The sequence below is a fragment of the Erwinia sp. MYb375 genome, from assembly GCF_037479175.1.
Lineage (GTDB): Bacteria > Pseudomonadota > Gammaproteobacteria > Enterobacterales > Enterobacteriaceae > Erwinia > Erwinia rhapontici.
In genome coordinates this window covers 330,958-351,633 of the sequence record NZ_JBBGZS010000014.1, presented here as the reverse complement: position 1 = coordinate 351,633, position 20,676 = coordinate 330,958, and the positions used below count along the sequence as shown (strand labels likewise).

19 protein-coding genes are annotated in these 20,676 nt (G+C 56.3%); 11 read left to right on the top strand and 8 right to left on the bottom strand.

Annotation, left to right across the window (positions count from 1 at the left end; all coding sequences use genetic code 11):
• Positions 1–74: 74 nt before the first annotated feature.
• From WH279_RS08155 to WH279_RS08140, 4 genes are all read right to left on the bottom strand, one after another.
• Complete coding sequence (locus tag WH279_RS08155; protein WP_339455735.1) at positions 75–863, bottom strand: ABC transporter ATP-binding protein; 789 nt, start codon at positions 861–863, stop codon at positions 75–77.
• On the bottom strand, positions 860–1,912 hold the full coding sequence (locus tag WH279_RS08150; RefSeq protein ID WP_200641230.1) for a FecCD family ABC transporter permease: 1,053 nt from the start codon (positions 1,910–1,912) through the stop codon (positions 860–862). The genes WH279_RS08155 and WH279_RS08150 overlap by 4 nt, the downstream gene beginning before the upstream one ends.
• Before the next feature lie 66 nt (positions 1,913–1,978).
• On the bottom strand, positions 1,979–3,097 hold the full coding sequence (locus tag WH279_RS08145; RefSeq protein ID WP_339455731.1) for an ABC transporter substrate-binding protein: 1,119 nt from the start codon (positions 3,095–3,097) through the stop codon (positions 1,979–1,981).
• Positions 3,098–3,282: 185 nt separating this feature from the next.
• Positions 3,283–3,618, bottom strand: coding sequence for a hypothetical protein (locus tag WH279_RS08140; protein WP_339455729.1), 336 nt, complete (start codon positions 3,616–3,618; stop codon positions 3,283–3,285).
• On the opposite strand from WH279_RS08140, the gene mdtJ reads away from it, so the two are divergent.
• The 6 genes from mdtJ (at position 3,617) to yddG (ending at position 9,595) form a co-directional block, all read left to right on the top strand.
• A complete protein-coding gene (gene mdtJ / locus WH279_RS08135) occupies positions 3,617–3,961 on the top strand; it encodes a multidrug/spermidine efflux SMR transporter subunit MdtJ (RefSeq protein ID WP_133843594.1) in 345 nt (114 codons plus the stop codon). The two genes, WH279_RS08140 and mdtJ, sit on opposite strands and share 2 nt — an antisense overlap.
• Positions 3,948–4,277 (top strand): multidrug/spermidine efflux SMR transporter subunit MdtI, encoded by a 330-nt coding sequence (gene mdtI, locus WH279_RS08130; RefSeq protein WP_339455727.1) that lies wholly within the window; start codon positions 3,948–3,950, stop codon positions 4,275–4,277. The genes mdtJ and mdtI overlap by 14 nt, the downstream gene beginning before the upstream one ends.
• Before the next feature lie 180 nt (positions 4,278–4,457).
• A complete protein-coding gene (locus tag WH279_RS08125) occupies positions 4,458–6,290 on the top strand; it encodes a beta-glucoside-specific PTS transporter subunit IIABC (RefSeq protein ID WP_339455725.1) in 1,833 nt (610 codons plus the stop codon).
• Entirely contained in the window at positions 6,287–7,753 is a 1,467-nt protein-coding gene (locus WH279_RS08120) for a glycoside hydrolase family 1 protein (protein ID WP_339455723.1), read from the top strand. Before WH279_RS08125 ends, WH279_RS08120 begins: the two co-directional genes overlap by 4 nt.
• Positions 7,754–7,772: 19 nt before the next feature.
• Entirely contained in the window at positions 7,773–8,606 is an 834-nt protein-coding gene (locus tag WH279_RS08115) for a PRD domain-containing protein (RefSeq protein ID WP_339455721.1), read from the top strand.
• A gap of 77 nt (positions 8,607–8,683) precedes the next feature.
• A complete protein-coding gene (gene yddG / locus WH279_RS08110; protein WP_339455719.1) occupies positions 8,684–9,595 on the top strand; it encodes an aromatic amino acid DMT transporter YddG in 912 nt (303 codons plus the stop codon).
• A gap of 22 nt (positions 9,596–9,617) precedes the next feature.
• Here the strand turns inward: yddG and WH279_RS08105 are convergent, their stop codons facing one another.
• From WH279_RS08105 to WH279_RS08090, 4 genes are read right to left on the bottom strand one after another with little or no spacing between them, the layout of a single operon-like run.
• Positions 9,618–10,376, bottom strand: coding sequence for an iron ABC transporter ATP-binding protein (locus tag WH279_RS08105; RefSeq protein WP_339455717.1), 759 nt, complete (start codon positions 10,374–10,376; stop codon positions 9,618–9,620).
• Entirely contained in the window at positions 10,373–11,335 is a 963-nt protein-coding gene (locus WH279_RS08100; RefSeq protein ID WP_234472203.1) for an iron chelate uptake ABC transporter family permease subunit, read from the bottom strand. Before WH279_RS08100 ends, WH279_RS08105 begins: the two co-directional genes overlap by 4 nt.
• A complete protein-coding gene (locus WH279_RS08095; protein ID WP_339455713.1) occupies positions 11,325–12,284 on the bottom strand; it encodes an ABC transporter permease in 960 nt (319 codons plus the stop codon). Before WH279_RS08095 ends, WH279_RS08100 begins: the two co-directional genes overlap by 11 nt.
• A complete protein-coding gene (locus WH279_RS08090) occupies positions 12,285–13,226 on the bottom strand; it encodes a siderophore ABC transporter substrate-binding protein (RefSeq protein WP_445235209.1) in 942 nt (313 codons plus the stop codon). It lies immediately after the preceding gene.
• Positions 13,227–13,572: 346 nt separating this feature from the next.
• On the opposite strand from WH279_RS08090, the gene WH279_RS08085 reads away from it, so the two are divergent.
• From WH279_RS08085 to lldD, 5 genes are all read left to right on the top strand, one after another.
• The gene (locus WH279_RS08085; RefSeq protein ID WP_339455711.1) at positions 13,573–15,771 is read left to right on the top strand and encodes a TonB-dependent siderophore receptor; all 2,199 of its coding nucleotides are present in this window, start codon (positions 13,573–13,575) and stop codon (positions 15,769–15,771) included.
• Between the two features lie 209 nt (positions 15,772–15,980).
• Positions 15,981–16,415, top strand: a complete 435-nt coding sequence (locus WH279_RS08080; protein WP_339456249.1) for a DoxX family protein — start codon at positions 15,981–15,983, stop codon at positions 16,413–16,415.
• A 254-nt stretch (positions 16,416–16,669) separates the two neighbouring features.
• A complete protein-coding gene (gene lldP, locus WH279_RS08075; RefSeq protein WP_133843623.1) occupies positions 16,670–18,322 on the top strand; it encodes an L-lactate permease in 1,653 nt (550 codons plus the stop codon).
• A complete protein-coding gene (gene lldR / locus WH279_RS08070) occupies positions 18,319–19,089 on the top strand; it encodes a transcriptional regulator LldR (RefSeq protein WP_339455709.1) in 771 nt (256 codons plus the stop codon). Before lldP ends, lldR begins: the two co-directional genes overlap by 4 nt.
• Positions 19,086–20,231 (top strand): FMN-dependent L-lactate dehydrogenase LldD, encoded by a 1,146-nt coding sequence (gene lldD, locus WH279_RS08065; RefSeq protein ID WP_159337394.1) that lies wholly within the window; start codon positions 19,086–19,088, stop codon positions 20,229–20,231. Before lldR ends, lldD begins: the two co-directional genes overlap by 4 nt.
• Positions 20,232–20,676: the final 445 nt, after the last annotated feature.

Sequence of the window (20,676 nt, the reverse complement as noted above, 5' to 3'; positions counted from 1 at the left end):
TGGTACTGAATTTTTTTTAAAAATACCTCAGACAGTGACACGACAGGATCGCCGTGCCCTTGCCTGAGGATTTATCACAACACCGCTGCGCTGAGCGGCTGGATCACCGGATTTCCTGCGCGATCGCGTAAGATCTCGACCTCAACGCCGTACGTGGCGGCAATCAGTTCGGCGGTCACGACATCACGCGGGTTCCCGGAAGCCTGGATTTTCCCCTGCGCCACGACCAGCAGGTTATCCGCATACTGGCAGGCCAGGTTAAGATCGTGCAGCACAATCACCGTCACCCAGCCCCGTGCCCGGGTTTCACGCCGAACCAGATCAAGCAGGGCCAGCTGATGCTTGAGATCCAGTGCACTGACCGGCTCATCCAGCAACATCACCAGAGGCTCACGCATCATCACCTGGGCAAACAGCATCATCTGACGCTGACCGCCACTTAACGACGCGATATCACGTCCGGCAAGATGGGCAATCCCGGCCTGCGCCAGGCGCTGCATGGCGGCTTCCAGCGTTTCATCATCAATATGCAGCGAGAGTTTGCCCAGCCGCCCAAGCACCACCACTTCCAGCACCGTCAGGCCAATATCGGCGCTGCTGTCCTGCGGTAAATACGCGAAAATTTCGCGCCAGACCTGCAGCACCCGGCCAGGCTGTTTTCCCGCCGCAAGATGATGTCCACCGCAGCCGATCTGCCCGGATGCCAGCGCCAGCTCACCAAAGATGGCACTCAACAACGTCGTTTTTCCGGTACCGTTCGGGCCAATAATCACATGGATTTTACCGGCTTCCAGCCCGGCGCTCACCGCATCAATAATCGGCCGTCCCTGACGATGAACAGAGACATTATCAAGCTGGATCACAGGGCGCTCCTCCGGGGAGAAAAAATCAGCCATAGCAGGAAAGGCACGCCGACAATGGCGGTGACGATCCCGACCGGGAACAGCGCGCCGGGCACGATGGATTTAGACAGCACCGACGCCGCTGACAGCATCAGTGCGCCACTGAGCACCGACATCGGCAGGGAAAATCGCTGATCCTCCCCCACCATCATGCGTGCAATGTGCGGTGCCACCAGCCCGATAAACCCGATAACACCGACAAAACTGGTGGCCGTGGCGGTCATGACCGCGACAATCACCAGCACTTTCATCCGCAGTTGCCGCACGTTAACCCCCAGGCTGAGCGCACGCATTTCCCCCATCCGCAGCGCAGCCAGCTTCCACGAGTCCGCCATCAACAACAGGCAGCACACCAGTGTGACTGCCGCCGTCAGCGTCAGCGTGGGCCAGGTCGCTTTCGTCAGGCTGCCAAACAGCCAGAATAAAATCTGCTGCGACAGCTCCGGGGAGGAAAGAAACTGAATAAGCGACAGCATCGACTGGAACAGAAACAGCAGCGCGATGCCGCCCAGAATAATGGTTTCAGTTCGCACCCGGCGCATCGAGGCCAGCATAAACAGGAACAGTGCCGCCAGCATGGAGAAGATAAAAGCGCCAATCGGCACAGCAATCATAGGATTCAACCCAAAGCCGCCAAAGGCCAGGCTCAACGCCGCGCCAAAACCGGCCGCCGCCGCCATCCCCAGCGTATAAGGGCTGGCCATCGGGTTATTCAGCAGGGTTTGCATCTGTGCCCCGCCCGCCCCCAGCGCGGCCCCCACCACCAGCGCCATCAGCGCCATCGGCAAGCGAAACTCACGCACAATGGCATCGGTCATGGCCGCACGTTCACCGATGCCGGTCAGTGAACGAATCACTTCAGAGGGCGCCAGCATCGACGGGCCGGTCGCAATATCCAGCACCAGACAGAGAGCGGTCAGCAGCAGGAAGAGGAAGACGTAGCGCCAGCGTTTGCCTTCACGCGCGCGATGCGCAGCAATGGCTGCACGGTTGTTGGTGGGAGTGTTCATTCCGCAGTCCTGTATAACAGCAAGGGGCGGCCCAAACAGCGGCCGCCCCTGCCAGATTTCGTCAACTTACTCTTTTACACTCACCACAAACGTCCCTTCCGGGGTGACCGGCAGGTATTTTTTGTAGAAGTTGAGGTAGTTCGCCAGCGGGTCGATATCTTTAAACAACTCAGGATAAAGCTGTTTCGCCATATACTGCACCATCGCGAAGTCAGACAGCGTGCGCGATGCGCCCTGATAAACGCCAAAGACTTTGCCGTTTTTCACCGCCGGTAATTCGTTCCAGCCGCGACGTTGTTCAAAGCCTTTCAGTTTGGTGCGTGCTTCGGCAAGATCCACGCCCTGCCCCATCGGCAGCGCATGCGGGTTTTTGTTGTTCTCACGACCAGAGATAAAGATCGCATCTGGTTTTGAAGCCAGCACCTGCTCCGGGTTCAACGGGCCCCACCACTCCACAAACGGTGTGGCGATATTATTACCGCCAGCGGCGGTTGCCATTGAGCCCCACATATTTTTGCCATAGGTAAAGGAGTACTCTTCCGGCCCTTTGTTGCCGAACTCAACATACACTTTTGGCTGAGGTTTACCCGCCGCGGCAATACGATCCACCACCTGTTTCAATGCACCGGCATACAGTGCTGCCATTTCACTGGCGCGCGCATCCTGCCCGGTCAGCGTGCCCAACACGCGGGTGGAGGCCACATGGCGCTCAACGGTCTGCGCGTTGTAGTCGATAACCACAATCGGGATACCCTGTTTTTCAATGCGCTGAACGTCCTGGCCCAGGGCCTGGAACTGCCAGTCGGCAAGGATGACCAGATCCGGGTTCAGACTCAGCACTTTTTCTACCGAGAAGCTCTGTGCTTCCACTTCACCGACATCCGGGATGTTTTTCAGCGACGGACGATGCGCGACGTGCATGTTCCAGTTCGCTGGCACCCAGCCTTCCCAGGCTTCACGGGAAATCCCTACCACGGAGTCATAGGCTTTTTCGCCCCCCACGGACATGTAGTCTTCAAAGTAAAAACCCAGCACGACGCGCTTAGCGGGCAGGTCAACTTTCACTTCACGGCCAATGACATCGGTCAGGGTCTGGACTTTTGCCGAAACGGAGGTGGCCACCGCCAGCACGGCAAACGATAACGCGCAAGCCAGCGCGCGCGGGTTTAACACAGAGGTATTCATGGATGCAGGTTCCTGGTAAGAAACTAAAGGCAAATAAAAATGATTATCAGTTAGATTTGACACGATTTTTTACACAAATTAACCTTTTCCTGCAAGTGATTTCACTGCGGCATTATTTTCACCCGCTTTACTGGCAGAAAAATAAAACACAGGAATACGCGGTATAAAAGCAGTCAGATTCGCTATTAATAAACAAAAAAGTAGCGTAAAGAATTGAAAATTAGCCAGCAAAAAACGCAATGATCGGGTAAAAGAGAGGCGTGATTAACCACTGAGGACAATTTTCTTTCCGCATCGACGAGAAGCAACAACGCGGATAAGTTGTAAATATTATGGATAATATGTGCAAGGCCTGGCAAAACTGCTCTTCCCTTTTTTCTTCCGCTTATTCCCTTTCCGGTGAACAACACTGGCGTAACGCGCTTTAGTCCCCTTTCCAAAAACATATCCCCTGCTGTTTCAGGCAGCCTGACTTCTTTTCGGGCTGGCGTGTAGTTATGTTTGTTGATGGAAAAAATCATGTTTTACTGGATGTTACTGGCACTGGCGATCGCACTTGAGATCACCGGGACGCTGTTTATGAAGTGGTCGAGCGTCAGCGATAATCAGCTGGGATATTTCCTCATGCTGATCATGATTGCCCTCTCTTATATTGCCCTTTCCGTTTCGATTAAAAAAATTGCGCTCGGCGTTGCCTATGCCATGTGGGAAGGGATCGGTATTTTATTTATTACGCTGTTCAGCGTGCTGTTATTTGATGAGTCGATCTCACCGGCCAAAATGCTCGGTCTGGCAACGCTGGTCGCGGGTATTGCCCTGATTAAATCAGGCACCACCAGCAGGAGGCAGCATGCAAGCGTTTGAATGGGTACACGCCGTCTGGCTGTGCGCAGCGACTCTGCTGGAAATCGCCGCCAATATCTTCCTTAAACTGTCGAATGGTTTTAAGCATAAAGTCTGGGGCGTGCTGTCACTGCTGGCCGTACTGGCGGCCTTTAGTGCGCTGTCGCAGGCAGTAAAAGGCATTGAGCTATCTGTCGCTTACGCATTATGGGGTGGGTTCGGGCTGGTCGCGACCATTGCCGCAGGCTGGATAATGTTCGGGCAGCGCCTCAATTACAAAGGCTGGATTGGGGTGGCACTGCTACTGATGGGCATGGTGCTGATCAAGCTGGCCTGATCTCTATCTGCCATACGGCTCACAAATTCTGTTCAGCAAAACGCAATCTGGTTGCCTTTAACCGCGACAAAATATAGAAGTGATCCCAGGCGTGTCACTGGTATCCACCAGGCAAGACCTGAAGCTCTCTCTCACCGGAGGGCTTCAGGTCTTTTTTTTTGCGCAAAAGAGGGTCGTCAGATGAACCACATGGAAACGGCAAAGCACATTATTACCCTCGTGGGTGGCATCAATAACATTGATCACATTGAGCACTGCTCAACCCGCCTGCGGCTGACGCTCAATGACAACGGGCTGGTCCAGCAGAGCGCGCTGGAAAAAGTGCCCGGCATCCTCGGCGTGCGCGTCAATGTGCAGTGCCAGGTGATCATTGGCAAAGAGGTGATCGGCATTTATGAGGCCGTGCGGGAGATGGCCGCCGGGCGCGAGCCGGGCACGAAAACCGCGTCTGCACGCGTCAGCCCCGGAGCCTGGTTTATCGACTTTGTGATCAGCATTTTCCAGCCGCTGATCCCGGCGATTGCCGGTGGCGGGGTACTGAAATCCCTGCTGCTTTTACTGGATCTGATGGGCTGGCTCAGCCGCAGCAGCTCCACCTGGAAAGTGCTGGATAACATTGGTTCCGCCCCGCTCTACTTCCTGCCAATCCTGGTGGCGATCACCACCGCCACCAAGCTGAAGGTGAATATTCTGGTGGCTGTCTCCGCGGTGTCGGTGATGGTGCTGCCCGCGATGGCCAAACAGCTGGCAGAGGGCGCGCAGTTTCTCTCCCTCGACCTGCAAAATGTCGCTTATGCCTCGCAGGTGTTTCCCGCCATTCTGTGCGTCCTGCTCTATGCGCAAACCGAGAAGCTGTTTAACCGCTACTCTCCCTCTGCCGTGCGGGTGTTTCTCTCACCGATGCTGTCGCTGATGGTGACCGTGCCGGTAACACTGCTGTTCCTCGGCCCGCTGGGTTATGAGCTGGGCGCAGGCATGGCCACAGTGATCTTCTGGCTGTTCAGCAAACTGGGTTTTGTGGCTACCGCGCTGCTGGCAGGCGTGCTGCCCTTTATGGTGGCATCCGGGATGCACAAACCGATGATCCCTTACGTCGTGGCCTCCATGTCACAGTTTGGCCGGGAGATGCTCTACCTGCCCGCTTCGCTGGCGCATAACATAGCGGAAGCCGCGACCTGCTTCGCCATCTACTTCAAAAGCCGGGACAAAATTAAAAAGTCCACCGCGCTGTCGGCGGCCATTTCCGCCCTGTGCGGCATTACGGAACCGGCGCTGTATGGCATCACGCTACTGAACAAAAAGGCGCTGTATGCGGTGATCGTCGGCAGCGTGATCGGCGGTGGCTTTATTGGCTGGATGGCGGTAGAAGCCTTTGCGCTGGTGGGGCCGGGGCTGGCGAGTATCTCGATGTTTGTCTCCGCCGAAAACCCATACAATATCCTCTATGCCCTGCTGGGTGCCGCGCTGGCGTTTGTCATCACCTTTGTTGCCACTCTGCTGTTCTGGCATGAAGAGCCGCAGCAGGCGGCCATCCCCGTGCCCGCGACCGTCAGTGACTTCGCGCTCAGCAGCCCGGCAGAGGGTACCGTTATCCCCTTAGCCCAGGTGAATGATGACGTGTTCTCCTCCGGCATGATGGGCGACGGCATTGCGGTGATCCCCACCCGCGGCGCGCTGTTTGCTCCGGCTGACGGCACCATCAGCAGCGTGTTCGAAAGTGGTCACGCGCTCAGCATGCTCACCGACAGCGGCGCAGAGCTGATTTTCCATATTGGCATCGACACCATCAAAATGGACGGTCGCGGCTTCTCTCCTAAGGTTAAAGAAAATCAGTCGGTTAAATCCGGCGATCTGTTAGTTGAGTTCGATCTTGAGGCGATTATCGCCGCCGGATTTGATCCGGTGGTTGTCATGGTGGTGACCAACAGTGAGCGTTTTCAGGTGTCAGCGAACACCTCCGCCACTGCGGTCGGCCATCCCTGGAACGTGATGACTTTAAAGGAGTCGGTATGAAACAGAACACCCCGGTTTTCCCCCCAAACTTTCTGTGGGGCGCGGCCATTGCCGCTAACCAGGCCGAAGGCGCATGGAACGTGGCGGGTAAAGGCCCGTCGGTTGCCGATGCCATTGCGCACAAATCCAATCTCGACCTGACGGATTACAGCGGCCATATGGCGCTGACCGATGAGAACATTCAGGATGCCCTGAACGGCACTAACGATGCCCGCTATCCGAAACGTCGCGGCATCGACTTCTATCACCGTTATAAAGAGGACCTCGCGCTGTTTGCGGAGATGGGCATTAAAGTGCTGCGCGTTTCCATTGCCTGGTCACGCATCTTCCCGGCGGGCGAAGAGGCCGAGCCGAATGAAGCGGGGCTGCAATTCTATGAAGATCTGTTCCGTGAAATGCGTAAGCACAATATCGAACCGCTGGTTACGCTGTCCCATTACGAGATGCCGCTGAAACTGAGTGAAAAGTATAACGGCTGGGTCGATCGCAAGGTGGTGGATGCCTTTGTGCACTACAGCAATGCCTGCTTCGACCGCTATAAAGATCTGGTGCGCTACTGGCTGACCTTCAACGAGATCGACAGTATTCATCGCCACCCGTTCACCACCGCCGGGATCCGCGAAGAGAAATGCGCACCCGGCCAGGCGGTACAGGACATCTATCAGGGGCTGCATCACCAGTTTGTTGCCTCAGCGATGGTAACCCGTGACTGTCATGCGAAAATCCCCGGCAGCCAGGTGGGCTGTATGCTGACCAAACTGACGACCTATTCCAGAACCTGCCATCCGCAGGATGTGGAAGCCACGCTGAAAAAGAACCTGGAAAACTACTTCTACACTGATGTTCAGGTCAAAGGCGAATACCCGCCGCTGATCCTGCGCGACCTGGAACGGCGCGGTATTCATCTGGAAATGCAGCCTGACGACCTGGCGATCCTGCGCCAGTATACCGTCGACTTCCTGTCGTTCAGTTACTATATGTCGATCACCGAGTCCACCCAGCCCGATGCCGAGCGCATTCCGGGCAATACCGTTCTGGGCGTCAAAAACCCCTACCTGCCTGCGTCGGAATGGGGCTGGCAGATTGACCCGGTCGGCCTGAAAATTTCGTTGCTGGAGCTGTACGACCGCTACCAGAAACCGCTGTTTATTGTTGAGAATGGCCTGGGGGCAAAAGACGTGGTGGTTGAGGGGCAGATACACGATGACTACCGCATTGACTACTTCAGATCACACTTTGAACAAATGCAGGCCGCGATTGATGAAGGTGTTGATCTGTTGGGCTTTACCAGTTGGGGAACCATTGACATTATTAGTGCCGGCACATCGCAGATGTCCAAACGTTACGGCTTTATTTACGTCGATCAGGATGATGAAGGACAGGGCAGCCTGGCGCGTCTGCGTAAAGATTCGTTTTACTGGTATCAACAGGTTATTGCCAGTAACGGCAGCGACCTGAGCTGACCGTCAAGGAACCCTCTCGATGAAAGTGAAGAAATCGCTGAATAACAGCATGCTGCTGGCCCAACAGGACCAGAGCGAGCTGATTTTGTTCGGCAAGGGGATCGGTTTTGGCGCCAAACCCGGTGCCGATGTGGATAGGGATGCCATCGAACAGGTGTTTATCCCCCTGGAAGGGTTTAAAACTCAGCACTTTCTCTCACTCACCGATACGGTTCCGGCAGCGTATTTTGACCTGACCCACGACATCATTGCGCTGGCGCAAAAACAGTACGTTGAGAAGCTGAACAACGTACTGTTTTTCACCCTGGCGGAGCATCTTTTCTATGCGGTTGAGCGCTGCAAAGCGGGTAATCCGCTGGCAAATAAGCTGAACTGGGAAGTGAAGCGTTATTACCCACGTGAATATCAGATCGGCGTGCAGGCACGCGATCTCGCCAACGACCGTTTTCGGGTGGCGCTGGATGATGACGAAGCGGTACATATCGCCTTTCATCTGATTAATGCCTCCGGCGATCCGGACAGCGGGGATGCGCATCAGCAGGTTCAGTTAGTGAACCGTATTGCCGAAATCGTCAGATATAAACTGAATAGAAATATCGATATTAACAGCGTGAATTACCATCGCTTTATTACCCACCTGCGTTATTTCGCCGAGCGCGTGATGGCACAAAAAATCGCAACACAGCACAGTGATGACTTTTATCACGAGATGATGAAGTTCCACCCACAGGCAATGTCAATCGCCTGTACCGTACGCGACTATATTCAGGAAAAATATCAGTACCGCTTACCTAATGATGAATTAACCTGGATGGGTATTCATATCAGCCGGTTGGCGGATTATGAATCATAAGCCATCAATTCGATGTGAAAAGGCGATCTACCCTGTAAAATCCTGACGGATAACATCATCACCGCAGGGACCGCACCATGACTCACAAAAAAGCCACGCTGACCGGGCTTATCGCCATCATTCTGTGGAGCGCCATTGTCGGGCTGATACGCGGCGTCAGTGAAGGGCTCGGCGCTGTCGGCGGAGCCGCGATGATCTACACGCTTAGCGCGCTGCTGTTACTGCTGACGGTGGGATTCCCGAAGGTAAAAACATTTCCCCGCGCCTATCTGCTGTTGGGCAGCCTGCTGTTTGTCAGCTATGAAATCTGCCTGTCTCTCTCGCTGGGCTATGCCCGCAGCGGCATGCAGGCGATTGAAGTGGGTATGGTGAACTATCTCTGGCCCAGCCTCACCGTCCTGTTATCGGTGTTTATCGCCCGACAAAAATGCAGCCTGCTGATCGTCCCGGGAATGACGGTCTCCCTCGTCGGGATCGCCAAAGTGCTGGCGGGTGAGCATGCGTTGTCGCTGGCAGAGATCGGCAATAACATCGCCTCAAACCCTCTCAGTTATGGCCTGGCTCTCGCGGGCGCCGTGATCTGGGCGCTTTACTGCGTGCTGACGCAAAAAATAGCCCGGGGCAGTAACGGCATCACGCTATTCTTTATGCTGACCGCACTGGCGTTGTGGATAAAATATTTCTCCGCATCTCAGCCAGAGATGATCATCACGCTTCCGGTGCTGGTGAGTCTGGCGCTGGCTGCGCTGGCAATGGGCCTGGGTTATGCGGCATGGAACATCGGCATCCTGCACGGTAATGTGACGTTGCTGGCTACCGCGTCCTATTTTATTCCCGTGCTTTCGGCCATGCTGGCCGCCTGGATGCTGGATGCCAGCCTGTCGGTCAACTTCTGGCAAGGCGCTGGCATGGTCAGTCTCGGCTCGCTGCTGTGCTGGTGGTCAACGCGCACAACAGCAGGGGTAAACGTGTCCGGTACCTCAGCGTAAAGCGCCCCCGCGTGACGGCTCGCTAACGGTAATACATCGCAATACGCTGGCCGTTCACCTGCTCGATGGTCACGGGCAGATCGAAGATCCCTTCGATCACCTCAGGCACCATCACCTGCTCTGGCGTACCGCGGAATACCACCTGTCCGTCCTTCATCGCCAGGATGAAGTCGGAGTACGCCGAGGCAAAGTTAATATCGTGGATCACCAGCACAATGGATTTTTCTAACTGATCGGCGGCGCGTCTGAGCTGCTTCATCATCGCCACGCTGTGTTTCATATCCAGATTGTTCAGCGGCTCGTCCAGCAGGACATATTGCGTGTCCTGGCACAGCACCATCGCCACAAAGGCGCGCTGGCGCTGACCGCCGGATAACTCATCCAGATAGCGATGACGCAACGGCAGCAAATCAAGAAACACCAGCGACTGCTCAATATGCTGGCGATCATGCTCATTAAGCCGCCCTTTGCTGTAGGGATAACGGCCAAAACTCACCAGGTCCCACACCGTCAGACGGCTGGTAAAATGGTTCTCCTGGCGCAGCACTGACAGCACCTTCGCCAGTTTTTCACTGTTGGCATCGCTGACGTCCAGCGCGTCCACCGTCACCACGCCGCTGTCCGCTTTCAGCAGGCGGCTGATCACCGACAGCAGCGTTGACTTGCCGGCACCGTTTGGCCCGATAATAGAGGTAATGCCTGACGATGGCAGGGTTTCGCAGATGTTCTGCAACACCGGCTGATTATCGTACTGTTTGCTGACCTGCTTAATGTCGATCACTTCGCGCCCTTTCTCAGCAGTAAATAGATGAACAATGCCCCGCCGCTAAACTCAATCACCACCGACAACGTACCGGCCATATCCAGCAGCCGCTCCAGAATCAACTGCCCGCCCACCAGCGTGATGATGCCAATCAGTACACAGCCGGGCAGCAGATACGCGTGACGCCAGCTTCCCATCAGCGGATAGGCCAGATTGACGATCAGCAGGCCGAGAAACATCATCGGCCCCACCAGCGCAGTCGACACCGCCACCAGCAGCGAGATCAGCAGCAGTAAACCAGTAACATGACGCTGCCAGGCAATACCGAGCGCGATGGCGCTATCCGGCCCCAGCGCCATCACGTCCAGACGGTGACGTAACCGCCACACCAGCGTGGCGACCAGTGCAATCACCCCGGCTGAAATCAGCAGCACATCGCTGTCGGCACGGGTAAACGTGGCGAAGATGCGGCTTTGCAATACCGCGAACTCACCCGGCTCCATCAGGCGCTGCATCAGACCTGAGATACTGCGGAACAGCGTGCCACACACCAGACCAATCAACAGCACCCGGTGCAGATCCAGCCCGGCCCCCCCCAGCAGCCAGCGATACAGCAACGTGGCAAACATCACCAGCAGCGCGCTTTCGGCGATGAAGCGCCCCACGCTGCCCAGCATACTCAGGCCGCCGACATCCAGCGCGAATATCAGCAGCGTCTGCATCAATACGAACAGCGACTCCAGCCCCATCACTGACGGCGTCAGAATGCGGTTACGGGTCAGGGTCTGAAACAGCAGCGTACTGATGCCTGAGGCAAACCCGACCAGCACCATCGTGGCGAGGATCTGCCCGCGATGCCGCAGGATATAGGCGATATTGCCGTGCAGACCGAGGGTCATGAAAACGCCCATCAGTACCAGCAGCAGCGTTGCCAGCAGCAGCAGGCGTTTGCCGGGAGACAAAGCATCAGTGCGCATGGCGTTTCGACCTCACAATCAGCACCAGGAAGATTATCGCGCCCAGCACGCCAAGCAGCGCACTGACCGGAATTTCAAACGGGTGAATGATCAGACGGCCGAGAATATCGCAGCCGATCACCAGCATCGCGCCCACCAGTGCCACCCAGGGCACGGTGCGCCGCAGGTTGTCGCCCAGCGCCAGGCTGACAATGTTAGGCACAATCAAGCCCAGGAATGGCAGCACGCCGACCACTACCACCACCACGCCGCTGATCATGGCGATCATCGCCATCCCCATCAGCATCACGCGGCGATAGTGCAGCCCGACATTGACCGAGAAATCGCGGCCCATGCCCGCCACCGTAAAGCGGTCAGCCATCACCGCTGCCAGCAGTGTGATCGCGCCCACCGCCCACAGCAGTTCATAGCGTCCCTGCATCACGCTGGAAAAGTCACCCGATTCCCAACCGCCCAGCGACTGAAGCAGATCAAACTTCATCGCAAGGAAGGTGGTGACCGAACTGAAAACCGCGCCCAGCATAATGCCGGCCAGCGGAACCATCAGGGAGGATTTCATACGGATACGCTGGATCATCAGCATAAACAACGCGGTGCCTGCGAGAGCAAACAGCGTGGCAACAGCCATTTTCAGCATGATCGGCGCGGCAGGACTGATGATCATCACCAGCAGCAGTCCCAGGCTGGCAGACTGCGTGGTGCCGACCACCGAAGGCTCAACAAAGCGGTTTTGCGTCAGCATCTGCATCATCAGCCCCGCCACGCTCATCGCGCTCCCCGCCAGCAGTAACGCGGCGGTACGGGGAAAACGGCTGATCAGCAGGATTTCCCGCATTTCAGGATCTGACCACAGACTGAGCAGAGTGACACGGCTGACGCCGACAAACAGGCTGCAAACAAGCAGGCCCAGCAGTAATGCCAGGCCTGCAATAAAGGCTACGGATTTCATTTACGGCTGGGTTTTCGTTTTATCCAGCACCTGCTTCACCTGAGTCATCAGATTGCTGTAGCTCTGAATGCCGCCTGCGATGTACAGCGAACCGGAATCGAGATAGACCACCTGCTGTTTTTTCCAGGCATTGGTTTTACGCACCAGCGGGTTATCCAGCACCTGCTGTGCGGATACGCCCTCTTTGCGGCCAATGGCGCTGTCGCGATCCAGCACAAACAGCCAGTCAGGATTCGCTTCCATGATGAACTCAGGCGAGACCGCATTACCGTGTTTACCGGTTTCCGGGAAGGCTGTGGCCGGTTTAAACCCCAGCACATCGTAGATAAAACCAAAACGTGAACCCGGTGAGTGCGCGCTGATCTTGCCACCGTTAATCATCAGCATCATCGCGCTACCGGCGGTGGCGGACTCTTTACGCACGTCAGCAATCTGTGCGTTAAACGCTGCAATCACCTGCTGCGCTTTCTCTTCTTTACCGAAGATCGCACCCAGCTGTTCGGTACGTTCGGTCAGGCTTTGCACGAAGTGTTTCGGGTCCAGATCCAGTGAGATCGTCGGGGCAATGTCACTCAGCTTGCCATAGGCATCATGCGCACGGGCACCGGCCAGAATCAGATCGGGTTTGGCATTGCTCAGGGCTTCAAAGTTGGGTTCAAACAGCGTGCCGGCATTCAGATACGCCTTGCCGTTGTACTTCGCCAGATGCTGCGGATAGTGCGCGCTGGTTTGTGGCACGCCCATCGGGTTAATCCCCAGGGCATCAGCAATATCCAGCGTCGCCGGGCTGAGGATCACCACGCGCTGCGGATGTTTCGGCACGGCGGTGGAGCCCTGCGCATGAACGACCGTCAGTGCGGGGGCCTCTGCTGCAAAGGCCGCAGGCGTACAGGCGAGCATGGCGGAAAACAGCGATAAAACGAAGGCCTGAGGGAAGCGCATTTTCTCTCCTGAGAATCAGATAAGTAGCAAAAATGAGAACGATTCGCGTTTGATTTTGTTGCGGGATAATAACGACTGCCTGACAGGATGGGTAGACAGAACATGGCATTTGCTGTTCATAAAACAGACAAACCTCACAATCCGTAGCAAATAAGAAGATTGCGAAGCAAATATGAAGATTGTAATGACTTGATTATTAGCAAATAAAATTCCACCGCTGACTTTTACTGACAAAAGTGGCCAATTGTGGAGATTTTAAGGATTCGTATTTCACACCATGGAAATGATAACAATTATCGTTATCATGCACATTCTCTTACAACACCAAACACTTTGAGATGATGCGATGAACAGGAACGGACGCTTTCGATTACACCCTCTGGCACTGCTACTGACCGCCATGCTGGCCGGAACAGCCAGTGCCGATGATGATACCGCCGCCGCCAGTGAAGTGGAGGATGTGCTGCTGGTACAAAAAACAGCGGAACAGGAGTTAAAACAACAACCTGGCGTCTCTATCATCACGGCAGAGGATATTGCGAAGAATCCGCCCGTTAACGATTTGTCCGACATCATCCGCAAAATGCCCGGGGTCAACCTGACCGGAAACAGTGCCAACGGCAGCCGGGGTAACAACCGCCAGATTGATATTCGCGGCATGGGCCCGGAGAACACCCTGATCCTGATTGACGGCGTGCCGGTCAGCTCGCGTAATTCCGTGCGTTACAGCTGGAAAGGTGAACGTGATACCCGTGGCGACAGCAACTGGGTACCTGCTGAAATGGTCGAGCGTATTGAAGTGCTGCGTGGCCCGGCCGCCGCCCGCTATGGCTCCGGGGCCGCCGGGGGCGTGATCAATATCCACACCAAGCGCCCGACCAAAGACTGGCACGGCTCCCTGTCGCTGTTTACCAATCAGCCGGAAAACAGCAAAGAAGGTGACACAAAACGCACCAACTTCAGCCTGAGCGGCCCGCTGGCGGGTGATGCGCTGACCATGCGCCTCTACGGTAACCTCAACAAAACCGATGCCGATGCCGCCGATATCAACCAGGCGCAAAACGGCTCGTATGCCGCGGGCCGTGAAGGGGTGCGTAACAAAGATATTAATGCGCTGGTTTCCTGGAAAATGACCCCCTCGCAGATCCTCGACTTCAGCTATGGCTACAGCCGCCAGGGCAATATCTACGCCGGAGATACCCAGTACAGCAATGGCAACATCAGCCCCGGAGGCCTGGTCGACTCGCTATACGGTTCCGAGACGAACCGCCTGTACCGTCAGTCTTACGGCCTGACCCATAACGGCTTCTGGGAATGGGGCGATTCTAAGCTCGCCTTCAACTATGAAAAAACCAATAACACGCGCCTGAAAGAAGGTTCTACCGGACGCGTGGAAGGGATGATTAACAGCGACGAGTACAGCACCAGCCGACTGGAAAATTACCGTGCCAGCGCGGAAGCCAATATGCCGATGGACCGCTGGATTGAGCAAACCGTGACCCTCGGCGCTGAGTGGAATCACGAAAAGCTGGACGACAGCGCCTCCATGTCAGCCACCGATGCCAGCGGCGTGATCATCGGCGATATGTCGGGCGATCCCGCCAATCGCAGCAGCAAGAACAGCGCGACCACGGCCGCACTCTACGTCGAAGATAATATCCAGCCATGGGAAGGCACCTTCCTGATCCCGGGCCTGCGTTTTGATCACCACAGTGAATTCGGCAGTAACTTTAGCCCGAGTTTTAACTTCTCTCAGGACCTGGGTGAAGGGTTCAAACTGAAAGCCGGTATTGCGCGGGTGTTTAAAGCCCCGAACCTCTACCAGTCAAGCGAAGGCTACCTGCTGGCCACCCGGGGTAACGGTTGCCCGACATCGGTTGCTACCGGCAGTTGCTATCTGCTGGGTAACACCAATCTGGATGCCGAAGTCAGCGTCAATAAAGAGCTGGGGCTGGAGTTTGCTGCTGATGGCTATGCCGCGGGTGTGACCTGGTTCCGCAATGACTACAAAAATAAAATCGTCTCCGGCACCGACCTGCTCGGCACCGCCTCTAACGGCTATAACATCCTGCAATGGGAAAATGGTGGCAAAGCCCTGGTAGAAGGGCTGGAAGCCAGCCTGACGATCCCGGTGGTGCGTGACGTGCTCGACTGGCGGACTAATGCCACCTATATGCTGGAGTCGAAAGACAAAAAAACCGGCAACCCGCTGTCGATCATCCCTAAGTACACCATCAACTCGATGCTGGATTATCAGATTACCGATAAGTTCTCCACCGAGCTGAACTGGACACTGTACGGTCGCCAGAAGCCGCGTGAATTTGTGGAAAGCCGTCTGGAAGGAACAACCCCTATGTCCACGACCGAGATTGGTGCATATTCCCTTGTCGGGCTGAATCTCAACTATAAGTTCACCAAAAACCTGAGTGTGAAAGGCGGCGTCAGCAACCTGTTTGATAAGCAGATTTACCGCGAAAATGACGGTGCTTCGACTTATAACGAACCGGGCCGCGCATACTATGCAGGCGTAACGATGGGCTTCTGATAGCCGGTATCAACAGCACGGAGCAACACGGTTCCTGTGGGGGCTGACCTTTTGTTTCGGTCAGCCCGTTGACCCCTCAGCGCCTTTCCTGAAACCTTGCCACTATTCCCCGCATTTTTTGACTTTGGACAAGGCTATCGTCAGTACCCTTATTCCCAAAGATGAGAATGAGTATTATCTGGTGATAACCTCACACGGGAATAACAATGATGATAGCCAATACGCTTACCCGCTTTAACCAGCTGTTTTCTCATCCTGACTTTGCCAAATTATTGCTGCGCCTGACGGTCGGCGGCCTGATGCTGTTCCACGGCTGGCATAAGCTGCATTCCGGCATTGGCGGCATTCAGGGCATGCTGGCCGCGCACGGGCTTCCGTCCTTCATCGGTTACGGCGTACTGATCGGAGAAGTGGTGGCCCCGCTGCTGTTGATCTTCGGCATTCTCTGCCGCCTGTCAGCCCTGACAGTCATTGGCACCATGGTGGTGGCGTGGCTGCTGGCGGGTCTTGGCGATACCTTCAGCCTGAGCCCGGTTGGAGCCTGGGCGATTGAGAGCATGGCTTTCTTTGCGTTCGCGTCACTGGCGATCCTGTTCCAGGGCGGCGGAAAATATTCGGTCGTCGGCCACAGCGCCTGGCGTTAATCGGGTCCTCTTCTGTTCAACGCATCCGCTGCGGGTGCGTTTTTTATCTCCCCCCTCTGACCTCACTTCTTCGCCCAACATGGTCCTACCAATCGTAAAAAAACAGTCATCCCGGCCACAGAAAAGCAAAAATTGCGCAACAATCATTGTATTTAACTAACAAAATATTAACTATCAGCAGCTGTTAACCCCAGACAGCTGAATTGGTAGGACCATAATCAGCAGGGGGGGAGAAAAACTCTGGAGAACCCTGCATGCAACCCTGGCAACAAGTGTATGACCCGCTGAACAATATCTGGCTATCCAGCCTGATCGCCGCCATCCCTATCCTGTTTTTCTTCTTTGCGCTGATTAAGCTCAAGCTGAAAGGCTACCTCGCCGCCACCATCACCGTGGTGCTGGCGCTGATGGTGGCGCTGTTTCTTTACCGCATGCCGGTGGATCGCGCGCTGGCATCGGTGGTGTATGGCTTCTTCTACGGACTCTGGCCGATTGCCTGGATTATTATCGCTGCTGTTTTTGTTTATAAAATTTCGGTGAAAACCGGGCAGTTCGATATTATTCGTGCCTCAATTTTGTCGATCACCCCCGATCAGCGCCTGCAGATGCTGATTGTCGGCTTCTCGTTCGGTGCTTTTCTTGAAGGGGCCGCCGGGTTCGGCGCACCGGTGGCGATCACCGCTGCGCTGCTGGTCGGCCTTGGTTTTAATCCACTGTATGCGGCGGGTCTGTGCCTGATCGTCAATACGGCCCCCGTGGCCTTCGGGGCAATGGGGATACCGATTATCGTTGCCGGGCAGGTCACAGGGCTGGACAGCTTTGAGATCGGCCAGATGGTTGGCCGCCAGCTGCCGTTCCTGACCATTATCGTGCTGTTCTGGATCATGGCGATCATGGATGGCTGGCGTGGGATCAAAGAGACCTGGCCTGCGGTGATGGTGGCCGGGGGATCGTTCGCCCTTGCCCAGTATCTCAGCTCTAACTTCCTCGGCCCTGAACTGCCGGACATCATCTCTTCGCTGGTGTCGCTGGTATGTCTGACGCTGTTCCTGCGCGTGTGGAAACCGGTGCGTATTTTCCGCTTTAAACCGGCGGATAATGCCCCTGAACAGCCACTGGTGGTGGAGAAATACCGCACCGGGCAGATTGTCCGTGCCTGGATGCCGTTCCTGTTCCTGACCGCCACCGTTACGCTGTGGAGTATTCCCCCGTTCAAGGCGCTGTTTGCACCTGGCGGCGCGCTGTACAACCTGGTGGTGAATATCCCCATCCCGTTCCTCGACAAGCTGGTGGCGAAGATGCCCCCCGTGGTCAACGCCATCACGCCTTACGCGGCGGTGTTTAAATTCGACTGGCTGTCGGCGACCGGTACCGCGATTATCGTGGCGGCGCTGATCTCCATCGTCTATCTGAAGATGAAACCTGCTGATGCCCTGTCGACGTTCCGCAGCACGCTGAAAGAACTGGCATTGCCCATCTACTCTATCGGCATGGTTCTGGCCTTCGCCTTTATTTCTAACTACTCCGGGCTGTCAGCCACGCTGGCACTGGCGCTGGCCCATACCGGCCCTGCGTTCACCTTCTTCTCGCCGTTCCTCGGCTGGCTGGGCGTGTTCCTGACCGGGTCGGATACCTCGTCTAACGCCCTGTTTGCCGCCTTGCAGGCCACCACGGCGCAGCAGATTGGCGTGTCCGATCTGCTGCTGGTGGCAGCGAATACCACGGGCGGCGTGACCGGGAAGATGATCTCTCCGCAGTCGATTGCCATTGCCTGTGCGGCGGTGGGGCTGGTCGGGAAAGAGTCGGACCTGTTCCGCTTTACCGTGAAACACAGCCTGATCTTCACCTGTATGGTTGGGGTGATCACCACGCTACAGGCCTACGTGCTGACCTGGATGATCCCATGACCGCCTCAGGCTCACTGATCGATCGTCTGCGAACGCTGATCGCCGATCGCCAACTACCGGCAGGGGCGCGCCTGCCTGCCGAGCGTAAGCTGGCGGATGAACTGGCGGTGTCGCGATCCTCACTGCGTGAAGCCCTGAAAAAGCTGGTGGGTGAAGGGGTGCTGTTCAGCCGTCACGGCGGGGGATATTACCTGTGTGAAGCGCCGCCGCCGTGGTCGGAACAACGCATCGTCCAGCCGCTGAAAGCACTGGTGGCAGATGACCCGGACTACCGTAACGATATTCTGGAAGCGCGTCATGCCATCGAAGCCAGCACCGCCTGGTATGCGGCGCTGCGGGCGACCGATGCTGATAAAGAAAAGCTGCAGAGCTGTTTTGACGCCATCCAGCAGCAGGAGAGTCTGTCACCGGAGATGGCCACGCAGGCCGATGTGCGCTTTCATCTGGCGATTGCTGAAGCCTCGCATAACGTGGTGCTGTTACAGACCATGCGCGGCTTCTTCGACCTGCTGCAATCCTCCGTGGCACACAGTCGCCAGCGTATGTACACCGTACCGACGATTTTTGCTCACCTGACGGAGCAGCATGAAGAACTGCTGCTGGCGATCCTCGCGGGCGATGCGGAACGTGCCAGCCAGGCGGCGAAAAGTCACCTGGGTTTTGTGCAGACCACGCTCAAAACCCTGCATGAAAATGAAGCCCGGCAGCAGCGCAGCACCCGCCTGCCGGATGACGATACCGATGTCACAAGGGAAGAAAATCGATGATTATTTCAGCCGGAACCGACTACCGTGCCGCAGCCAAACGCATCCTGCCCCCGTTCCTGTTTCACTATATTGACGGTGGGGCATACGCAGAACATACGCTGCGACGTAACGTCGACGACCTGGCGCAGATCGCGCTAAAACAGCGCGTGCTGAACGATATGTCCACCCTCAGCCTGCAAACCACGCTGTTTAACGAAACACTGTCGATGCCGGTGGCGCTGGCCCCGGTCGGGCTGTGCGGGATGTACGCCCGCCGTGGTGAAGTGCAGGCAGCGAAAGCCGCCGCGGCGAAGGGTATTCCGTTTACCCTCTCCACCGTATCGGTGTGTCCGATTGAAGAGGTGGCCCCGGCGATCTCCCGCCCGATGTGGTTCCAGCTCTATGTACTGAAAGATCGCGGTTTTATGCGTAATGCGCTCGAGCGTGCCAAAGCCGCAGGCTGTTCCACGCTGGTGTTTACCGTGGATATGCCGACGCCTGGCGCGCGCTATCGCGATGCGCATTCGGGGATGAGCGGCCCGAACGCCGCCCTGCGCCGCTACTTGCAGTCCGTTACCCATCCGCAGTGGGCCTGGGACGTTGGGCTGCACGGCAAGCCGCATGACCTGGGTAATATCTCCGCCTATCTCGGGAAACCCACCGGGCTGGAAGATTATATTGGCTGGCTGGCGAATAACTTCGATCCCTCTATAAGCTGGAGCGATCTGGAGTGGATCCGCGAGTTCTGGGATGGCCCGATGATCATCAAAGGCATCCTCGATCCTGACGACGCGCGCGATGCGGTGCGCTTCGGTGCCGACGGCATTGTGGTATCCAACCACGGCGGCCGTCAGCTGGACGGCGTGCTGTCAACGGCGCGTGCGCTGCCCGCCATTGCCGATGCGGTGAAAGGCGATATCGCCATTCTGGCCGACAGCGGCATCCGCAACGGGCTGGACGTGGTGCGGATGATGGCGCTGGGCGCGGATACCGTGTTGCTGGGCCGTGCGTATCTTTATGCGCTGGCAACAGCAGGTCAGGCTGGGGTGGAAAATCTGCTGACGTTGATCGAGAAAGAGATGCGCGTGGCGATGACGCTGACCGGCATGAAATCAGTGGCGGATATTTCGCGTTCGGCGCTGGTGGAGAACGGGTTGGGTTAAACTCAACTTAGCGCAAGGGCCGACCACTGAGAGATCCCCAGTCATTTTTTGTGGCTGGCAGTTTGGCTTCCGGTCTGAGGCCAGTTTGAGCACGCCGGATCGGCAAAACCCGCATCCTTGCGGGCCTCGGCTCGCGGCATCCCTGCCGCGGGACGTCCGGCTTAGCTCAAGCTGGCCCCATCCCCGCAAGAACTGTGCTCGCGGTCAGTTTTAAAACCACCATCACATGACGCTCTCAGCGGGAAAGCGAAATGCCCTTAACGTTGACCTGAACAATCCTGCAGGCCATCGTCACGGGTCGAGCGGAACAAATTATCGCAATATTATGGCAGCGTTGAAACCATAGGGAGCGCCATGAAACCTCAGTGGCTGCCCCGCCACACTTCTTGTCCATCTCAACAAAGCCCGCCGTTGCCCACTGCTTTAGCTTCAACAGGTCAACTCT

What these genes read in the sequence shown, in the direction of transcription:
- WH279_RS08150 (WP_200641230.1), bottom strand. Translation starts at nt 1,912, where the DNA reads ATGAACACTCCCACCAACAACCGTGCAGCCATTGCTGCGCATCGCGCG.
- WH279_RS08145 (WP_339455731.1), bottom strand. Translation starts at nt 3,097, where the DNA reads ATGAATACCTCTGTGTTAAACCCGCGCGCGCTGGCTTGCGCGTTATCG.
- mdtJ (WP_133843594.1), top strand. Translation starts at nt 3,617, where the DNA reads ATGTTTTACTGGATGTTACTGGCACTGGCGATCGCACTTGAGATCACC.
- WH279_RS08140 (WP_339455729.1), bottom strand. Translation starts at nt 3,618, where the DNA reads ATGATTTTTTCCATCAACAAACATAACTACACGCCAGCCCGAAAAGAA.
- mdtI (WP_339455727.1), top strand. Translation starts at nt 3,948, where the DNA reads ATGCAAGCGTTTGAATGGGTACACGCCGTCTGGCTGTGCGCAGCGACT.
- WH279_RS08125 (WP_339455725.1), top strand. Translation starts at nt 4,458, where the DNA reads ATGAACCACATGGAAACGGCAAAGCACATTATTACCCTCGTGGGTGGC.
- WH279_RS08120 (WP_339455723.1), top strand. Translation starts at nt 6,287, where the DNA reads ATGAAACAGAACACCCCGGTTTTCCCCCCAAACTTTCTGTGGGGCGCG.
- WH279_RS08115 (WP_339455721.1), top strand. Translation starts at nt 7,773, where the DNA reads ATGAAAGTGAAGAAATCGCTGAATAACAGCATGCTGCTGGCCCAACAG.
- yddG (WP_339455719.1), top strand. Translation starts at nt 8,684, where the DNA reads ATGACTCACAAAAAAGCCACGCTGACCGGGCTTATCGCCATCATTCTG.
- WH279_RS08100 (WP_234472203.1), bottom strand. Translation starts at nt 11,335, where the DNA reads ATGCGCACTGATGCTTTGTCTCCCGGCAAACGCCTGCTGCTGCTGGCA.
- WH279_RS08095 (WP_339455713.1), bottom strand. Translation starts at nt 12,284, where the DNA reads ATGAAATCCGTAGCCTTTATTGCAGGCCTGGCATTACTGCTGGGCCTG.
- WH279_RS08090 (WP_445235209.1), bottom strand. Translation starts at nt 13,226, where the DNA reads ATGCGCTTCCCTCAGGCCTTCGTTTTATCGCTGTTTTCCGCCATGCTC.
- WH279_RS08085 (WP_339455711.1), top strand. Translation starts at nt 13,573, where the DNA reads ATGAACAGGAACGGACGCTTTCGATTACACCCTCTGGCACTGCTACTG.
- WH279_RS08080 (WP_339456249.1), top strand. Translation starts at nt 15,981, where the DNA reads ATGATAGCCAATACGCTTACCCGCTTTAACCAGCTGTTTTCTCATCCT.
- lldP (WP_133843623.1), top strand. Translation starts at nt 16,670, where the DNA reads ATGCAACCCTGGCAACAAGTGTATGACCCGCTGAACAATATCTGGCTA.
- lldR (WP_339455709.1), top strand. Translation starts at nt 18,319, where the DNA reads ATGACCGCCTCAGGCTCACTGATCGATCGTCTGCGAACGCTGATCGCC.
- lldD (WP_159337394.1), top strand. Translation starts at nt 19,086, where the DNA reads ATGATTATTTCAGCCGGAACCGACTACCGTGCCGCAGCCAAACGCATC.